Source organism: Sutcliffiella horikoshii (assembly GCF_002157855.1).
GTDB classification, from domain to species: domain Bacteria; phylum Bacillota; class Bacilli; order Bacillales; family Bacillaceae_I; genus Sutcliffiella_A; species Sutcliffiella_A horikoshii_C.
On record NZ_CP020880.1, the window covers coordinates 3847910 to 3864206 of the forward strand.

The 16297-nt window shown below is 31.1% G+C and carries 10 protein-coding genes; 1 reads left to right on the forward strand and 9 read right to left on the reverse strand.

The window, feature by feature from the left end; translation table 11 throughout:
- Positions 1 to 36 precede the first annotated feature (36 nt).
- The 6 genes from ltrA to B4U37_RS19665 all read right to left on the reverse strand — a co-directional run bounded on the left by ltrA (position 37) and on the right by B4U37_RS19665 (position 10285).
- A complete protein-coding gene (gene ltrA / locus B4U37_RS19640) occupies positions 37 to 1854 on the reverse strand; it encodes a group II intron reverse transcriptase/maturase (protein ID WP_088017010.1) in 1818 nt (605 codons plus the stop codon).
- A 1284-nt stretch (positions 1855 to 3138) separates the two neighbouring features.
- On the reverse strand, positions 3139 to 4425 hold the full coding sequence (locus B4U37_RS19645) for an IS110 family RNA-guided transposase (RefSeq protein ID WP_088019602.1): 1287 nt from the start codon (positions 4423 to 4425) through the stop codon (positions 3139 to 3141).
- Between the two features lie 154 nt (positions 4426 to 4579).
- Positions 4580 to 6535, reverse strand: a complete 1956-nt coding sequence (locus B4U37_RS19650; protein WP_157663852.1) for a TniQ family protein — start codon at positions 6533 to 6535, stop codon at positions 4580 to 4582.
- A 71-nt stretch (positions 6536 to 6606) separates the two neighbouring features.
- Positions 6607 to 7488, reverse strand: coding sequence for a TniB family NTP-binding protein (locus B4U37_RS19655; RefSeq protein ID WP_088019604.1), 882 nt, complete (start codon positions 7486 to 7488; stop codon positions 6607 to 6609).
- A 14-nt stretch (positions 7489 to 7502) separates the two neighbouring features.
- Complete coding sequence (locus tag B4U37_RS19660; RefSeq protein ID WP_088019605.1) at positions 7503 to 9563, reverse strand: Mu transposase C-terminal domain-containing protein; 2061 nt, start codon at positions 9561 to 9563, stop codon at positions 7503 to 7505.
- A gap of 2 nt (positions 9564 to 9565) precedes the next feature.
- Entirely contained in the window at positions 9566 to 10285 is a 720-nt protein-coding gene (locus B4U37_RS19665; RefSeq protein WP_088019606.1) for a TnsA endonuclease C-terminal domain-containing protein, read from the reverse strand.
- A gap of 267 nt (positions 10286 to 10552) precedes the next feature.
- Between B4U37_RS19665 and B4U37_RS19670 the strand changes: the two genes are divergently transcribed.
- Positions 10553 to 11914 (forward strand): TniQ family protein, encoded by a 1362-nt coding sequence (locus tag B4U37_RS19670; protein WP_245840107.1) that lies wholly within the window; start codon positions 10553 to 10555, stop codon positions 11912 to 11914.
- A 715-nt stretch (positions 11915 to 12629) separates the two neighbouring features.
- Here B4U37_RS19670 and B4U37_RS19675 read toward each other — a convergent pair.
- The 3 genes from B4U37_RS19675 to B4U37_RS19685 form a co-directional block, all read right to left on the reverse strand.
- Positions 12630 to 14219 carry a hypothetical protein gene (locus tag B4U37_RS19675; protein WP_088019608.1) on the reverse strand — a complete coding sequence of 530 codons (1590 nt, stop codon included), beginning with the start codon at positions 14217 to 14219 and terminating at the stop codon, positions 12630 to 12632.
- Between the two features lie 281 nt (positions 14220 to 14500).
- Positions 14501 to 15217 (reverse strand): hypothetical protein, encoded by a 717-nt coding sequence (locus B4U37_RS19680; RefSeq protein ID WP_088019609.1) that lies wholly within the window; start codon positions 15215 to 15217, stop codon positions 14501 to 14503.
- Positions 15218 to 15532: 315 nt separating this feature from the next.
- On the reverse strand, positions 15533 to 16297 hold the full coding sequence (locus tag B4U37_RS19685; RefSeq protein ID WP_088019610.1) for a hypothetical protein: 765 nt from the start codon (positions 16295 to 16297) through the stop codon (positions 15533 to 15535).

Consider the following 16297-nt stretch of genomic DNA (forward strand, 5'->3'; position numbering starts at 1 on the left):
ATTCATTCAAGATTTTTATGATTATGCAAAGGAAAATCAGATAGCTTCGTTCAGACATTGCTTACGCAATTTATTGACTTCTGTAAGTTGCTTTTCATTTAACTTGAGTGAGTTTAAAAGCACTTTTATTTTCTCTAAATCTCTCAAATGTATAAGAAGATGGACAGATTTATGCAATATCATTAAGTTTCCGTATGAATCATCTTTGGTGAGATGGTACGGTGTCTTATGGTGACAATGCCATTCCTCCAGTCCCAATTCAACCCCTGTAACAGCACATTTTCCATATTGTGCAATAAATCTACTAATCCGGTTATCGTTGTATTCGATGGAACGGCTCGGTATGAACTGTTTCATCACACGAGTAAGCGTTTGTTTATTGATTGCTCGCAAGTTTTGATGTATTTTGTCCCTACCTACGGTAGTGTAGTTACAAATATTTTGAGAGAAGTTCAGATTTATCTTACAACGTTGGGCATGAATTGGAATAAGTACCATTTCTTTTATTTTGAAGAGCTTACACTCATATCCCTTGTACCGTTTTTGTAAGGATTTTGGAAAGTCCTGAAACGTAGCTTCTTTTCTCGATTCTTTTAAACGATTATATAACGCTTTATGAAGACGATAGTTCAGCTCAGTTAAATCATCAGTGATGTGTGAAGCTGCTGAATAATAATTTTGGATTCCCATTATAACTGTATTAAAGCGCCAAACATTCTCAACCGATTGGTGTTTCTGAATCTCTTTGATTGTTTGTTTTATTTTTATCTGTGCATTTTTGAGCGCATTCTTTGTCATGTGTGAGCGAGCGACATAAAGAGTTCTTTTCTTCGTCTTTTTTATATGGGCTTTAAAACGAAAACCTAAAAACTCTGATGAGTTTTTCTTTAGGTTGACCACCTTTGATTTTTGTTCGCTAATTTCAAGGCGAAGCCTTGTATGAAGAAAATCATTCACTGCATAATACATTTTAATTGCTTGTGAACGAGTGCGACAAAGAATTTTAAAGTCATCTGCATATCTCACGATGTAACAATGTTTTAAATTAGATTGTTTCAACGCATTATATCTGCCAAGATTTGATTTATATAACTTATGTGTTTCAAAGCTTTCCCATTGATTACTAACCCACCAGTCTAGTTCATTTAATACGATATTAGATAAAAGTGGTGATAAGATCCCCCCTTGGGGTGTACCTTTCTTTGGGAAACCTTCCCCAATAATTTCAGCCTTTAAAAGACGTGAAATAATGGAAAGCAATGCCTTGTCTCGAATGCCTAAAGACCACATCTGTTTTATTAATTTGGCATGATTTACATTGTCAAAAAATCCTTTTATATCAACGTCAACACAGTGATATAGGCATGCGCGATTAATGAGCGTTTCAAACCTAGCTTTCGCATGATGTGTATTGCGGTTTGGCCTAAAACCATAACTATGTTTATAGAATTTCGCTTCACAAATCGGCTCAAGTACTTGCAAGATACACTGTTGGAACAATCTATCCCAGATAGTCGGAATCCCTAGAGGTCGAGTTTTTCCATTTGCCTTAGGAATGAATACTCTCCGGACGGCTTGGGGTGTATAGTATTCAAACATTCTTTGTATCGTCGATACAACCTCAGATACAGATAATCGGTTTATATCTTCAATCGTTAATCCGTCATCTCCAGCAGTTTTACTGCCAGTGTTTCGTTTAATATTTCGATAAGCTAACCGTATATTTTCATCGGATTGCATTAAGTCTAGTAATCCATAAAAATTCTGACCATTAGCACTTTGAGCATATAAAGAATCAAAATAATACTGCATATCATAATACTCATTGTGTCTCAGTTTCTTTCGTTTTAACAAGTTGGTGACTCCTTTAGGAGCTGAACCTCTATTAGTCTTACAAGAACCTTATTAATCGTTGAAGAACTGCCTTGCATGGCTGAATGAATCTTTTATTAGTCTGGTGGCTATCCCTCCACGTTCATTACACGCTTCAATGGTACTGTGCCACTACTTTCACTGATATAAAGAAAAGTTATATAGTCGCTAATCTCACGACTAGTTTCCTTTTCAACGCTTCATAGAGAGTAAGCTCTCCACGTTATCAGCTTACAACGTTGAATTATGTCTATTATGGAACAAACTTAGGTGCTTCCTATGAGCCTGTTAGCATCGCATGTGCCTGTAACACAAGATGGATTTTTATATTGTTGATTCTTACTCATCCAAAGCTAACCCTACATTTAGTAGTAAATACATTTCTATATAATGCCAGTCTAGACCCGTACATTCAGAAGTTCGTCAGCAATATACTTTCATATTTTATTTCGTCGCATTCTCACCATATCTGTTCAACCCAAGCACCATGATTTACACCACCCCATCGGGTAGGCTTTCGTCAGCCTTACTGTTACGGTAAATTCTCACGCCTATTAGCCGAGCTTATAACACACTTCTTCTTACTAAACAGCATGCTATTCGACGCAGGGGGAGCCTTTTGGAGCGTTACCTCCTCATTAGACTCCTCGACATAACCCTTCAGTTTTAGAACTTTAAAACTGCCTGACCTTTACCGAAATTGTGTGTCCACATTTCATTTGAGTCAGGAACATTTCGCACCAATTATCTGGCCCTTATGTTGAATATGCACAACATCAAATTGCGTATAAATATTAAGGTTTATACAGTTTGGTTTTGAGAAATGATTTAAAAATATTGATAAACATACTCCCTCTATAAAGAAAGGAATAACTCTGGCTTTCTAGCTTTTTCTTATGATTTCATTAGGATCTATATTAATTCGACATCAAAGTCATGGATGTAAGTTGAAAGTATGGTTATTTTTGGTGCGTTAGAGAAAAAAAGTCCTTAACCGCCTAACCACTCCTATCCAAAAAGTGGTGGCTAAGTAAAAGTATGGTTGCACTGGTGGATGTCCACATGTCTCATGGAGGTCAACCCTCCCATGTCTCACAGAGTCTATGCTCCAAAATTCCTTCGTCCAACCTTTCCATGAGGTGGATGTCAGTGATGCTGCCCGACAGGATCTAAGTCCGTAGTATTGTTGTTTTACTGACTAATCCGTGCTTCAAATGTCTAAATAATTTTCCTAATAAAACTTTATAAAAAACAAACTAAAGATTCCTAAGCTACTTTCTGTAATAGTGCCATATGAGGAATATCCTTCAACATTCTATCTTCACTAAATTCACATTGTTTTGTCCCAATCGTAAAAAGAATTCGTATCAGCTTATTACATATGGCTATCAACGATTGCATTTTCTTTAGAGGATTATTTTTACGTGTTGTAAAATACTCATGTAAAGCTTTAAAAGCAGTGTTCTTAGCAACCAAAGGCATCGCTACTCGGAAGAGGAGAGCCCTTAGTGTCTTCCTGCCCCTCTTTGTAATCTTCGTTTGCCCTTTGTGCTTTCCAGAGGTATTCTCCTTTAGGCTTAACCCAGCTAACTTGATGATTTGTCGAGGGTGAGAATAGTAACTTAAGTTCCCTACTTCTGAGAAGAAGCCAGCTACAGTGTCCTTGCCGATTCCTGTAATGGCTAACATTTGTTGAACACCTGGTATTCGTTCAAGGAGTCCATCAATATCAGATTCTAGTTCTTCGAACTTCTTAGTTATCAACTCATACTTGTCTAGTAAAGTGCGAAGCTCTAATTTAGCCATCCTTGAACCTTCACGAATACCAATAGAGTCTTTCGCTACTCGTTTAAGTTCTTGAATTTTACTGAGTCCAACCGCACGCTTTACAGCTTTTCTGAGGTGAATGAGGATCTCTTGTTCCGAGAGGATCTCTAACTCATGTGGTAATGCATTTAACTTTAATAATTGTAGTGCTGCTTTTCCTTCCCAATCCTTAAACACTGTAAGAAATTCTGGGAAATATCGATCTAACCAATTATGAATCTGTCCCTGCACAGCTTGTAAGTCAACATATAGGAGATCACGTATTTTCCTTGCCACACGAAGTTCTGCATAAACCCCCTGTGGAATATTAGGTTCGGCATATCTTCCATCTTTGACTAGCTGTGCAATAACTCTTGCGTCCTTTACGTCATTTTTGGTTGGAGAATTATCATCTAATTCTTTAGATTTCTTCACATGCATAGGATTTACAACGACAAACTTAATCTCCTCTTCTTTAAGAAAATGAGCAAGGTTGAGCCAATAATGCCCTGTCGGCTCCATTCCTATAATTACCTTTCGCATGCCGTGTTGTTCCATCAATTGCTTTATCCAGCTTAAAAAAAGATCAAAATGTGGTTTCGTATTTTCAAAGTGACAAGGTGCACCAAACTCTAGTCCTCTAAAGTCTTGAGCACGAGCTACATGCTTGAACTTCGCAATATCTACACCTATAATCAATGTTTCAGAAGTAATTTGAGCAATCTTTTCATTTTGGTTATAATTCATATTGAATGCCTCCTGGTAAATATGTTTTGTCCTTTTCGCTGGCCAGCTTCAGGACACTCATATCATACCAAGAGGTTATTTTATTGTTCAAACCTCATTTTTCTTCATTACAGGAATGCTGCCATAACACACATTATTTAAATGCCAGAAATAGCTAAGAAAAATCTCCCCACTTTTTTCCACATACACGATAATAATAACTAATTGTACCTTCAGATATTCCTATTTGATTTGCAACATCTTTTTTTGTATAACTAATGCCATTTTGGGTATATAACAAGCGGATATTATTAATTTTTTTTAGTTTTTCATTATATAAAAATTGCTTGTATTTTTCATTCTCTTCTAGAACAACTTTTTTAATCCAATTAAAAAAGTCAGGTGAATATACCCTTATTGTACTTTGAGATTTTTTTGTCAAATCACATAATTCACTAACAGAAAATTTTTTAGAGAGATGCTTTTCACTTATATAATCATTTATTATTTCTTCCATTTTTTTTATTTCCTCTAATTTTTGTTCCTTAATGCCCTCCTCAATTAAAAATACTATTACGTTTTTTTTATGCACTTCAGAATTTATTGCTTTATAAATATTAGATTTTTTTATTGGAATATTTTTTTCTTTTAAATAATTGATACTTTCATTAACCTTTTTCTTTAAAAGCTCAATATCTTTTTTGTTAATGTCAAATTTCGCTTCAAAAATAAGGTACCTTTGAATTTCTCGATCGTAAAAATAATAATAAAATTCTTTGGTAGACCAACCGTATAACTTTTGAGATAAAGCTAAAAGTTTATTCATATCCAATGTTTTATATTCACTGATGATTTTTTTGAATTTTTCCAACAAGTTTTTGTCTTCTTTAATATTTTGGTAATTAGGAGACAGTAAGGATGTTTGTGATAGGTAACCAACCAGGCGATAGTATAATACAGGAGATATACTCATTTCCATTTCTATTTCTTTTTTTGTTTTACCTTCTTCAATTAATTTCCTTATTAAGTCTACTTTTTTTATCATATTATTTGTATTTTTCCACTCATTTGTTTTTCTTTCTATACCATATACCTGATAACAATTATTACAATAGTGTACATTACTATATTTAGAAGTTTTTTTGTAATAAACATTAATTTTTTCTAGGTCTTTTTTGGTTCCGTATCCTTTACAGGCACTATTTAAGCAATTCCCATAAGAGAGCCGATTAGATGTTAATAAAGAATCTTTAAAACTATTAGGTACATTTAAATTAAAGAAATCCTTAAGAGCTAAGTTAATCTTAGGGTGCCTGATCACTTTAAATATGTAAGGTAGGAAAGGTCTTTTTTTTATTCCATTTATAACGCTGGACCTAAAATGATTTCTTTCAGATTTTGTGAATACTATTGATTTTTTAGGTTGATACAATTCATTCCTTGCTAAAGAAAGGTATAATAATTTCAAACATCCATCTTGTTCCTTATTATTAAAGTTTTGGTTTAACTCAATAGTATTGCCGTCTTCACCTAATAAAAAATACCAATCTTTATATTTCCTTGCTTCATTTTCGTCTATTTTTAAATTTTCAACTTTTTTCTTGTTATATATTTTCTTTTTACAACTTACACATTTATCTATACTTCCAACTAGAAAGGAAACAGGCGTATTACAATTCATACATCTAGTTTCTAGTTTTATCTTATGCAAATCACAAAAATTAATCTCTTTAACTTTCCAGATTAACTTATGATATTTCTCCTGATGTAAACAAATAGGGCAGAATTTTCGGTTTGTGTTCTCAACTAACTTTAACATCATAAAAAAGAAATAATACTTTCTCTGAATGTTAGGGTCATCACTAAATAATTTTATAGTTGGTTCAAATGTATATTTGTTTATTTCATCGTACTCTTTACCAATAGCTCTTCCTAACTCCTTAATATCTATAACTTCATTTGGCATTACATCAATAAGATGGATTCGTTTTTTCAATACACCTACATACTTTTCATTCCTGTAAAATTTCTTAAATGTGTCAATAAAATCAACTTTATTTATAGTCGAGATCCTTATTAAATAACTAGTGAGTGATTCTCCATTTTTTATTTTTGGTCTAATTGTAAACACTATCCTATATTTCCTCGTTCAGTCTATATTCGCACCTACACTTGTATATAATTAGAAGAATGGATTTTTCATTACTTAAAGCTAATAGCTTTTTCAAACGCATCATCAAACATGTCTCCTTGTATAATTTCATATGCTTCATTTAATAAATCAGGCGTAAAATTAATATGGTCTATTTTTTCTTTTGAATCTTCAAATATTCCCATTAGTCCAAATGCTTCTTGTATTATAGGAATTAAATAACCGATTTTCCCCTTACTCTGTTCAAATAATAATTGGGGAAAATATGTGCTCTTCTCTCCTAACCCAATCGGACTTGGTGGTTTAATTTGTTCTTCTACTCGTTTTAAGAAATCGCAGAATTCATCATCACAGCTTTCAAATCTTGTTAAAGTTTTCGGACGGTACCTTGATTTGTATTGTTCATCTAGAGCTCTAAGCGTTTTTGATTCAGGAGTCCCCATTAAAACTAACGAAATACCTGTCTTATTAGATAGATGCTTAATAGCATCCATTGCTTCGCTGTTATTTATTCTAGATGTAAGTATATTGTTTATTTCATCAAAAATTATTAGTTTTACTTTTTGCACTTTTAGTAGATGATGCACCCTTATCTTTAAATCGTTTACTTTTGGATTTGACTCAAGTCTAATAGCCCCTAATGAATCGATGATAGCATAGTAAAATTCCATTAGAGTAAATGGGTGAGGTACCTCTACATATAGCACTGGCATTATGTCTACCTCTGTTCCTTCTTCATCTTTATAAAGACTTTTCGGGTATTTTTCTACATAATTTTCTGCCATTATGGTTTTACCAACATTAGAGCTACCAATAATGAATAGATGTCGTGTTTTCCCGGGTCTCTTAATAAGAGAGTCCATTATTTTATAAATTTCTAACATTTTGGGGTGCTCAACTCTAATATTTAAAACTCTGTTTTTAAATGTCATAATTCAATCCCCATTCACACTTCATTTTTCTTATAAACACTTCTAGCTTTTTCAAGTATTTCTTGATAAGAAGGAGTATTCTGATCCTTACTTTGAAGGGAAACGTTAATATCTACTTCTAAATTCATTCTTGCTGCAATTTGTCGAGATTTTCTTCCTTTCTTGTACTTTTGTTGAATATCCTTTTCTAACATTGTTTTTGCAAATATTATTTCTTGTTCTGAGATAATTTGTAGGCGCTTTTGCCTTCCCTCTTCCTTCAATATATTTCTCATTAATTTATATGAAAATTTATTAATCCCTTTTAATACTTCTGAATCAGGATTAGATGCATATATTTTTATGTATTGAGCAGAGTCAGGAAGTTTCAAGTAAATATAAGAAATATCATCAATATCATATTTTACTATGTACTTCACCTCTCTTTTATTTATTAAATAAGATAATGAACTATCTCTGTACAATACATTGCCTAACCTTACACCATCTCTAGTATATGGTTTTAAAGCTTTTGGTAATAAATCTATTTTAAATTCTTCAATATTTTGTTCTTCTATAAAATCTGGAAACCCACTTAATTTTAGGCCCTCATAATATCTAACCATAGGTGTATTTGACTCTAAAGGTAAACCTTTATGTTCCTCATAATGGTAAATATCTGTTATAAACCTTGTTAATATTTCATTAATATCATCCAATGTAAGCATAGCTTCTTTTTCTGCATCGTATTCCCCTAAATCATTAATATTGCTTTTCCTAGTCCCCTTTAACTGGTGAATTAGTTTAGAATTTAAGGTTTTGAATAACCTTTCAATAGTTCCTCCATATCTTGGAGTAGCTATAGGACGATATCTAACATTCGACTTAAGAACTTCATTTATTATTCGTTTAGTTTCTGCATTATCAAATTCAACACCATTATCCAACACAATGTTTTTGGGTATTCCAAAAGATTCCCACTCTTTTAAAGTTCCGTATCTCCCCCTACTATTTTTAATTAAAACTCCCTGTTCTACAGCTTTCCTTACTTTATTAGCAGATGGTGGTTCAAATGATATGTGCATGCACCAAACCATTCTTGTATATAAATCAATACCTAATGTTACCCACGGTCTTCCAACTACGTTTCCAATATTATCTAATATGTCCAAATCTAATTTTGTATGGTCTATCTCTACTATATGAAATGGATATAATGCTTCTTCATTTGCATACCCTCTATTAACATCTAGATATTGTTCACTAACTTTCGCACCATATCTAAATGTGTCAGTTAATTTCTTTGGTATTCTATCGAACATCTTATAGAGTGTAATCTCTTTTAGTGGTTCAAGATTATTTTGTACACACTTTATAGTGATCACATCTATAATCTTTTTTTTGCTCTTTTTATGAAGATTTAGAAAATCCTTTTCAAACACTTCCTTTATAATAGGAATATATTCACTCTTTAATCTAGTATTTAGTGTATGTAGTATAAGTTCCGGATTTTTAGGATGACATATTTCTATAATTTTATTATCCTCCCGATACTTGTACCCCTCGCCTTCTTTAGATATTAACCCTAACTCACCTTCATTAGGTTTAACTAAGTCCATATCTTTATATTGGGACAGATATCTTTGTATGCTTCTCTTAGATACACTAAATTCTTTCTCTAATAAAGATAAAATTTGTTCTTGATTTATACTTTCTATTTCTTTTTCGTCTCCAATTAAATATTTGTAATTTTCTTTAAAATCTACAAGTGAAACCCAATCACCTTGCTTTATTTTTTCTAGTAGCAATAAGGGTTTAATTATTTTTAGTCGTTTAGAAAGTTTTTCTCTTTTTTTCTCATCTAAATTATCGAGTACTGAAAAATATACTTCTTCTTCTTTATCAATTTTCTTAAGTAAACTTTCACTAGCTTCAAAAGAGGGGTCAACAATTAAATCATAAAAACTAATTTCAATAGGACTACAATTTCTTTCAGATCTAACAATGCTAATTTTTGGTGGTTCTATAGAGTAAACTATATACTTTAAACCGCAATAAATGATTGGCGTATTAACTTTTAAAGTAGTAATTTTCATAATTATTCCTCCAACGCTAAACCTTTTTCTAATTTGATTTCATATTTTTCTTTTGACAAAACTGAATGCAATCCGAGTTCAACATTAATATTAGTTCCTAATAAATTATTTGCTAACAAATAATAAACTGTTGGCAATATAAATAAATCTCTATACTTATGATTTAATTTTTCACATACTTCTTCAACCGTTAGACTTGTGTGCTTAGCAAATAGTTCAAGAATAGAAGGTATTATCTCTTTAAAATAACTTCTTTCCTTTAAATGACTATGAAGAAACTTTAAGTTTTTCATTACAGTTTTATCTACAGAAATAATTTCTATAACACGATATTCATAGTTGTTTTTTTGCGCATATTTTTCACAATATTTATTGGCAATTTTTTGTTTTGAATCGTTTTGATCAATTTCATATTTAATTTGGTAGATTGTAGGCTTTTTATCTAAAGAAGTCCAATAAACTAAAACGTCAGGAACGTGTTCCCAAACCGAAAAGTCCTGCTCATGGTTTTTTACTGGGATATTTATTTTCATAGGTTGAGGGAAGTACTTCTTTACTTTTGGATTCAGGTCAAGAAAAAAGAAAAAATAACATTCACTTAATGATTCATACTCAATCTCTTTATTCATCTTAAAACTGAAGAATGATCCTTTACTGTGAGGATATAATTTGCTACTTTTATTATTCACTTTACGAACAGGTTGGAAGTTCTTAGGTTTCATTCAATTACCCTCCTTGTTTATCTAACATTGGTAAAGTATAGTTTCAGATTATTTAGTTTCAGATTATTTCTTATAATAATTTTTTCTAAATTAATAAACAACATGCCAAATTAATTATTTAGTGATAGTTAATATAAATGGATAAAATTAATTCACTTGTACACACTAAAAAGGATTTTTATCTTTTTTGTTGAAGGTGATGAAGTGGAGAATATTTTCACTATAAGAATAAAACCCAAAAACAATGAGTGCCTTTCAAGTTTTCTTATGAGATTGTGCGACCAAAATAAAGTACATATCATGGATTTATTAAAAAGTAACAATAAATTTTATAAGGTTTACAATTTAAGTAGTACTCATCAACTTGATACTAATCCTAAAAGAGTATTTGATATAAAAAAGATTTCTTTAATTACAGGGGTATTAGAAAGAGACCTTTTAAATTGTTCTTTAAATTCAATATTAAACGTAATGTGTGATAGGGTTCTATTAGAGGAAATCACTCATAGTAAAGGATCTTTTTTAAATGGTGTTTACAATATAAAGTTCAGGTATTTCTGTCCAAATTGTTTAGCAGATAACCTTTACTACAAATTGGAGTGGCAATTAAAAGATATCACTATTTGCATTAGGCACAATGTCCTACTAACTTCAACTTGTAGTAAATGCGGGCAGCAACAACCTTATACTCATACCAATTTAGCATCTGGTCATTGTTTTAATTGTGATAATACTCTTTGTTCTAAATTAAGTACTGAATTAATTTATGATGATTCACTAATTAGAAAAAATGTTTGGCTTAGCCAACAATATAAGAATTTCTCAGCCATATTTTCTTCAGAAACCAAATCAAGTGATATTTCAAATATATACAAAGATATTTTAATTAAATTCATTTACCTCTGTAGTAATAAAGTGGATATATTTAAATCAGAAGATATAAAATTCATTTCTAGAGATTATAAATACAAATTACTTAATTCTTTAAAGGTAACAAAACTAGAATCAGTAGATATTTCTATTTCTATTCTGTTCAAGGTTTTATGGGAATGTAAAATTACTGTGGAGAATTTCGTTTCATTAGAAATCCCATCTAGTTTTTCAAAATCACTGTTAGATTATTTGCAAAACCTCACTGTCTGTTTGACACCTTGGTGCCAGCATAACAATAGCAATAAAATGTTATTTAAAATAAATAATGTTAAATCCAAAACACATTTTAATCTACATATATGCATATGTTGCAGTGTGAAATTTGGAAACAAGAGAGTTGATAAGGTCTGGGAGGAGTATGGGGATATAATTGAAGTAGGATATGCCTTAATCAGACCCCTAGTAAATGCTGGGTTCTCAATAGTTGATATTTCTCGAAAAACAAGTATTAGTCGCTATAAGGTTGATAAAATGGTTTCATATTTAACAAGGTTTAATTTATTTAATGAGGTAATAAATAACGAGTTTACACCTAACTTTATTGATTCCTTTGACTACTCATATATTATGAAAGTTGCAAGTACAAATGAAAATGAAACAATTAAAAAATGTAAAAAGTATTATAAAATTACTAAGAGAGAAACTTACTATTTTTTTTATAATCCAATTATTCAAAAGTTAATTTACACAAATTAATTGGTTTTTTAAATCCTGGAAGTTTTAAAGGCAGTATGATTTTTGCATATTAAAAGACCGCTAATTAAAAGTTTTGTACTAAACTTTAATTTTACGGTCTTTCCTTTACTGTTTATTCTATTTAAGTACCCGGTTGTTGATCATAACATTATAAAATTGACCACCAACTTTTTTCCTTAAATTCATACACAAGATTAACTCAGGTCAGTAGACTAGTTAACGGTATAACTGTATTTAGCACTTACTTTTTATTAACATACAAAACAACATCTTTTATAACGAGTTTTTGAATAGCTTAGATAAGAGTTTCCAAGTATCGGCATTAGATATTTTCCTTATCTATTTATAGCTTAAATAGCTTCTTTTAGCGCAGCCCCATCTACGCAATCTCCTATAGCATTATATCACGATTTACTCTAAACACTATTTCTCCTTAAAATACGTTTTTTTGCTTTCGTGCCGTACCAGTTTCTATGTTCTTAACGCACATTGTCGTGTGTAGTGATAGTTTCCATAGATTCTGTTTACATAACGTTTTATTCATGAATATGGTTCTAAAGAAGTGAATGGCGCATTCAATTGCTCTCACCGAATTGACTTACAATTGTCAAGTATCCAAATCCTGTTAGAAGCTTATCGCAGACAATTAACTTGGCTAATTTGTACTCTGAAAAGTTTAATTACCAATTATATCTTTTTCATATCAATAAACCTTTCAAATAATTTTCCGTCCCTTTGCTAAATCAATAAAAAATTCTTTTAATACACGTTTATGCTCTGTAAACTTAGATTTATTAGAAAATATTTTCATCAACGCTTCTCGATCATAATAAACTGAAGAAGGAAAGTTAAAATCTTCTAGGATACGTTTTATTTTTTTGCCGTTATTTCTTTTCTCTAGATATAGTAAAGCATCTTCGGAAAAGCTTGCTGAAGTAATAAACACGGGAATAACGGTTTTACCGGTTCTATTTTGAATAATTCTACATGTTTTTTCGAAAAACTTTTTTACAGAGGCCTCATCTTCTTCTGAGCTACCAAGCAGAACTTCAATCCCTTTGTTGTATCCTTTAACCTCACAAGCAATAATATAATCCTCATCAACTGACACAACAATATCACACTCACACTTTTTATCAGATTGAGTATCTTCATATTTAACTCCTATTCGTGGTTTATAGCCGTATTCACTAAAAACAGAAGCTATTAAAAAGTTAAATACATATCCTTTAAGCGAACCAAATTTCCCGTCCTGGCCAGTCTCACTCGCGTTATCCAAAATTTTGGCTAGAGCTATAGGGTCTACATTTTGGGGATCTACCTCACGAATAGCTTTCAAGGATTCAACCATCTTAGTTCCAAAAACATCTCTAAGCATCATTACCATAATTCCTCGAGCTCGTGCTAACTCATAAGCATCAGTTTCAATTGTATCCACGAAACAAATAGGAATGATTTTAAAATTTTTATCTCCTTTAACTGGACCATAAAGGTTGCTAACACGATTAATAAGACCCGATATATCATGCCTTTTAGTTTTTCTATGTAAAATTGACTCGATAACTACTGGCGAACCTGCTTTTCCTAATGATGGTTCATATAATTCATCTTTATTATTAGTTCTGTAAAGTCCCCATAGATAACAATAACTAATAGCGTCACAATAAAACCCATTGTAACCTTGTTCATAATCATCAACATCAGTAATGTAAGAAGAGTTCCATCCTACAAAGTTCATTTTCTCTAGCCAATTCAATAAGTCCTTTGTAAATTGTTGATTGAATGACAAATCTTGAACCCTTTTATACAATTCTTTCTGTGATGCATCTACATTAGGAACCCAATCTCTTTTTGCAACTATGACAGGAATTCCATTAAATTCAATTTTTTCTACTATTCCAAGATTGTAGAGATCATCAAAAATTTCTTTAGCTGTTTTTCTTTCAGATTTCGATGGATCAACTACGCCCGCTGATATTTTTCCAAACTCTGACCAAAACAAAAAACCTTGTTCCTCAACTAAGGCTTGATATACCCGTTGTATTGTTACTGCATGGTCTGGAAAAATTTCCTTCAGTTTACTTTTCAAACTTTGTGAAGGTAAAAAATATAATACTTGATTATGACGAAATTTAACTGGATCAGTGCTATAGAATGCGCCCTGATTTTTCAAACGGAGGATAATTTGTCTGGCATTATTTGGTTTTATACTACATCTTTCAACCAAATATTTATTTAATTCGCTACCAAGTAAAGGCCCTTTTGATTTTAGCATTTCAATGCAATCATCCTTATATTTAACCAACTATATACATCCTTCCTAAATGTAACACTTTGCTTATTATATTTATTTTATTAAAAAGGACAACCCACCTGATTTTTAAGATAGGCTTGATACATAAGGATTTTTTTGTTCAAAAACGTTGTTGTTAATGTAACGCCTTACAGATTAATAAAAATTTTAGTATAGATCAACCGAATTAAATGCCTTTCATTTTTATACAATAGTGATGAAGATAAGTTAGGTAGCTTATATTGTTTTTATAGAAAGCTGCGGTTTGATACGAAATTAAAAGGGTATACTCTCTATTTTGAATACATTAAATATTCAGCCTTAACATATTCATATTCCTTTGCAAGACTGCTCTCTGCAAGTACAGTTATTGGTCTGCTTTTATCTAAAATAGTTCCATAACTTGGTGTAGAAACGTCCCTCCCAAACTTTTCTTCTATAATATTCAGTCGTTCTTGAAACAACTCCTCCATACTTTCACTAAGTCTTTCTTTTAAGTTTAATGTGAATTTCACAATATAATTGTATATTTCATCTGCATATTCAAATACTTCTTTTTCTGTAGGAATATATCCTTTGTGGATAACATTATTTCTAAATGATGTTTTTTTATTAGGAAATGAAGTAGGTACTTCTTTAAACATAGACAAATACATAAAATAGAAAGCCCCTAATTGGCGTTCTGATTGATTAGAAACAAGCTTCCATGTCTTTTCTACTTCCTCGGCACCAATATCAAAACCATTAAGGATTACCCGTGTAGCATACTCATAAAATCTTTCAAGTGAAGAAGCTAAGCTTGAAACTGCTTCTCTAGCAAACCCATTATTTAAAGCGAGCATACCTAAATCAAACAATATTTCATATTTTTCATTCCTTATTAATTGAATTGAATAATGTCCGTTTTCACATTTAACCTCATATACTCCATCATCAGTTATATCGATTGCTGATTCAATATTTTTTCGACCATTTAAAAAACATGTTGTGCATGGAAAATTTAGTTTCATTGTGATTCACCTTCTTATCTTATTTTAATTAAATCATCAACCCTGAGATATAAAATTAAGGAATACAGCAAGCTCATAGCACTGTAAGTCATATGAGCCATAATCATCTCTTTTTATGAAAAGGAAAGGTTATTCATCTTTATTATGTTTACTCTTAAATCTATGTGATACACTTATTAAGTTTCTACAACAAAAATCATTAGTATTTTTGGGGACCTACTAATTCACTTTTTTCAAATACATAGACAAATAGTTCTTTTTCATAGTTGGATAAATCAAATTATCTAGTTACTTGAAATATAACAACGGGATTCTTCAAAAATTATAATATTTCCTACACTTCTTTTTTAGTTCTTCTTTTTTATCTTCACTTAAGAAATCATATTGAGTTTCAATACATTCCTCTAAGTAAGACTTAAACTCTGTTTTATTAAGAATGTCTTTTTTTAACATACTCAACAATATAGCATCTAATCGTAAATCAAAAAATTCTCCGGACTCAAATATGTTTTGATCACGGCTTTCAATGGAATATTTATAGCTTATTTCAAAAATTGCGATACTTGATTTTAACAAATGAACAGAGTAAAAAATAATAAAGAACAAACCATAGGATAATACAAATCCCAAAATAATATATATCCAAATTAAGTATACTGGATGGAAGTTTATAGATAATACAAAGTAAATTAAAATAAATAATATTATATATCCACCGACAACCGTTCCTAAATGATAAAAGCTGAAAAATATAGACATTAAATTTTCGTATTTATTATTATGGTGGAGTTTATCTACAACCTTAGTGTTTACAGTTCCGGTCAATATTGCAAGCCCACTTATCAAGAAACCTAACACACCAATTAACGCAAAGGATGAATTAAGAACTATATTTTTTGTTGTATCACTTACATAACTTAAATTCGATTCATTTGATGTCAAGAAATAATAAACTATAACAGTAAAAATCATAGAGAGTAGGAAGGAATAATAAGCTTCAGGTTTATATAAATGAAAAAAAGGATTGTGTCTCAGGTTCGTCCTATTAGAAAATTCACCAAACGATATTTTTTTATGCAT

What these genes read in the sequence shown, in the direction of transcription:
- B4U37_RS19665 (WP_088019606.1), bottom strand. Translation starts at nt 10,285, where the DNA reads ATGAAACCTAAGAACTTCCAACCTGTTCGTAAAGTGAATAATAAAAGT.
- B4U37_RS19685 (WP_088019610.1), bottom strand. Translation starts at nt 16,297, where the DNA reads ATGCATAAAAAAATATCGTTTGGTGAATTTTCTAATAGGACGAACCTG.
- B4U37_RS19680 (WP_088019609.1), bottom strand. Translation starts at nt 15,217, where the DNA reads ATGAAACTAAATTTTCCATGCACAACATGTTTTTTAAATGGTCGAAAA.
- B4U37_RS19670 (WP_245840107.1), top strand. Translation starts at nt 10,553, where the DNA reads ATGAGATTGTGCGACCAAAATAAAGTACATATCATGGATTTATTAAAA.
- B4U37_RS19655 (WP_088019604.1), bottom strand. Translation starts at nt 7,488, where the DNA reads ATGACATTTAAAAACAGAGTTTTAAATATTAGAGTTGAGCACCCCAAA.
- B4U37_RS19660 (WP_088019605.1), bottom strand. Translation starts at nt 9,563, where the DNA reads ATGAAAATTACTACTTTAAAAGTTAATACGCCAATCATTTATTGCGGT.
- B4U37_RS19645 (WP_088019602.1), bottom strand. Translation starts at nt 4,425, where the DNA reads ATGAATTATAACCAAAATGAAAAGATTGCTCAAATTACTTCTGAAACA.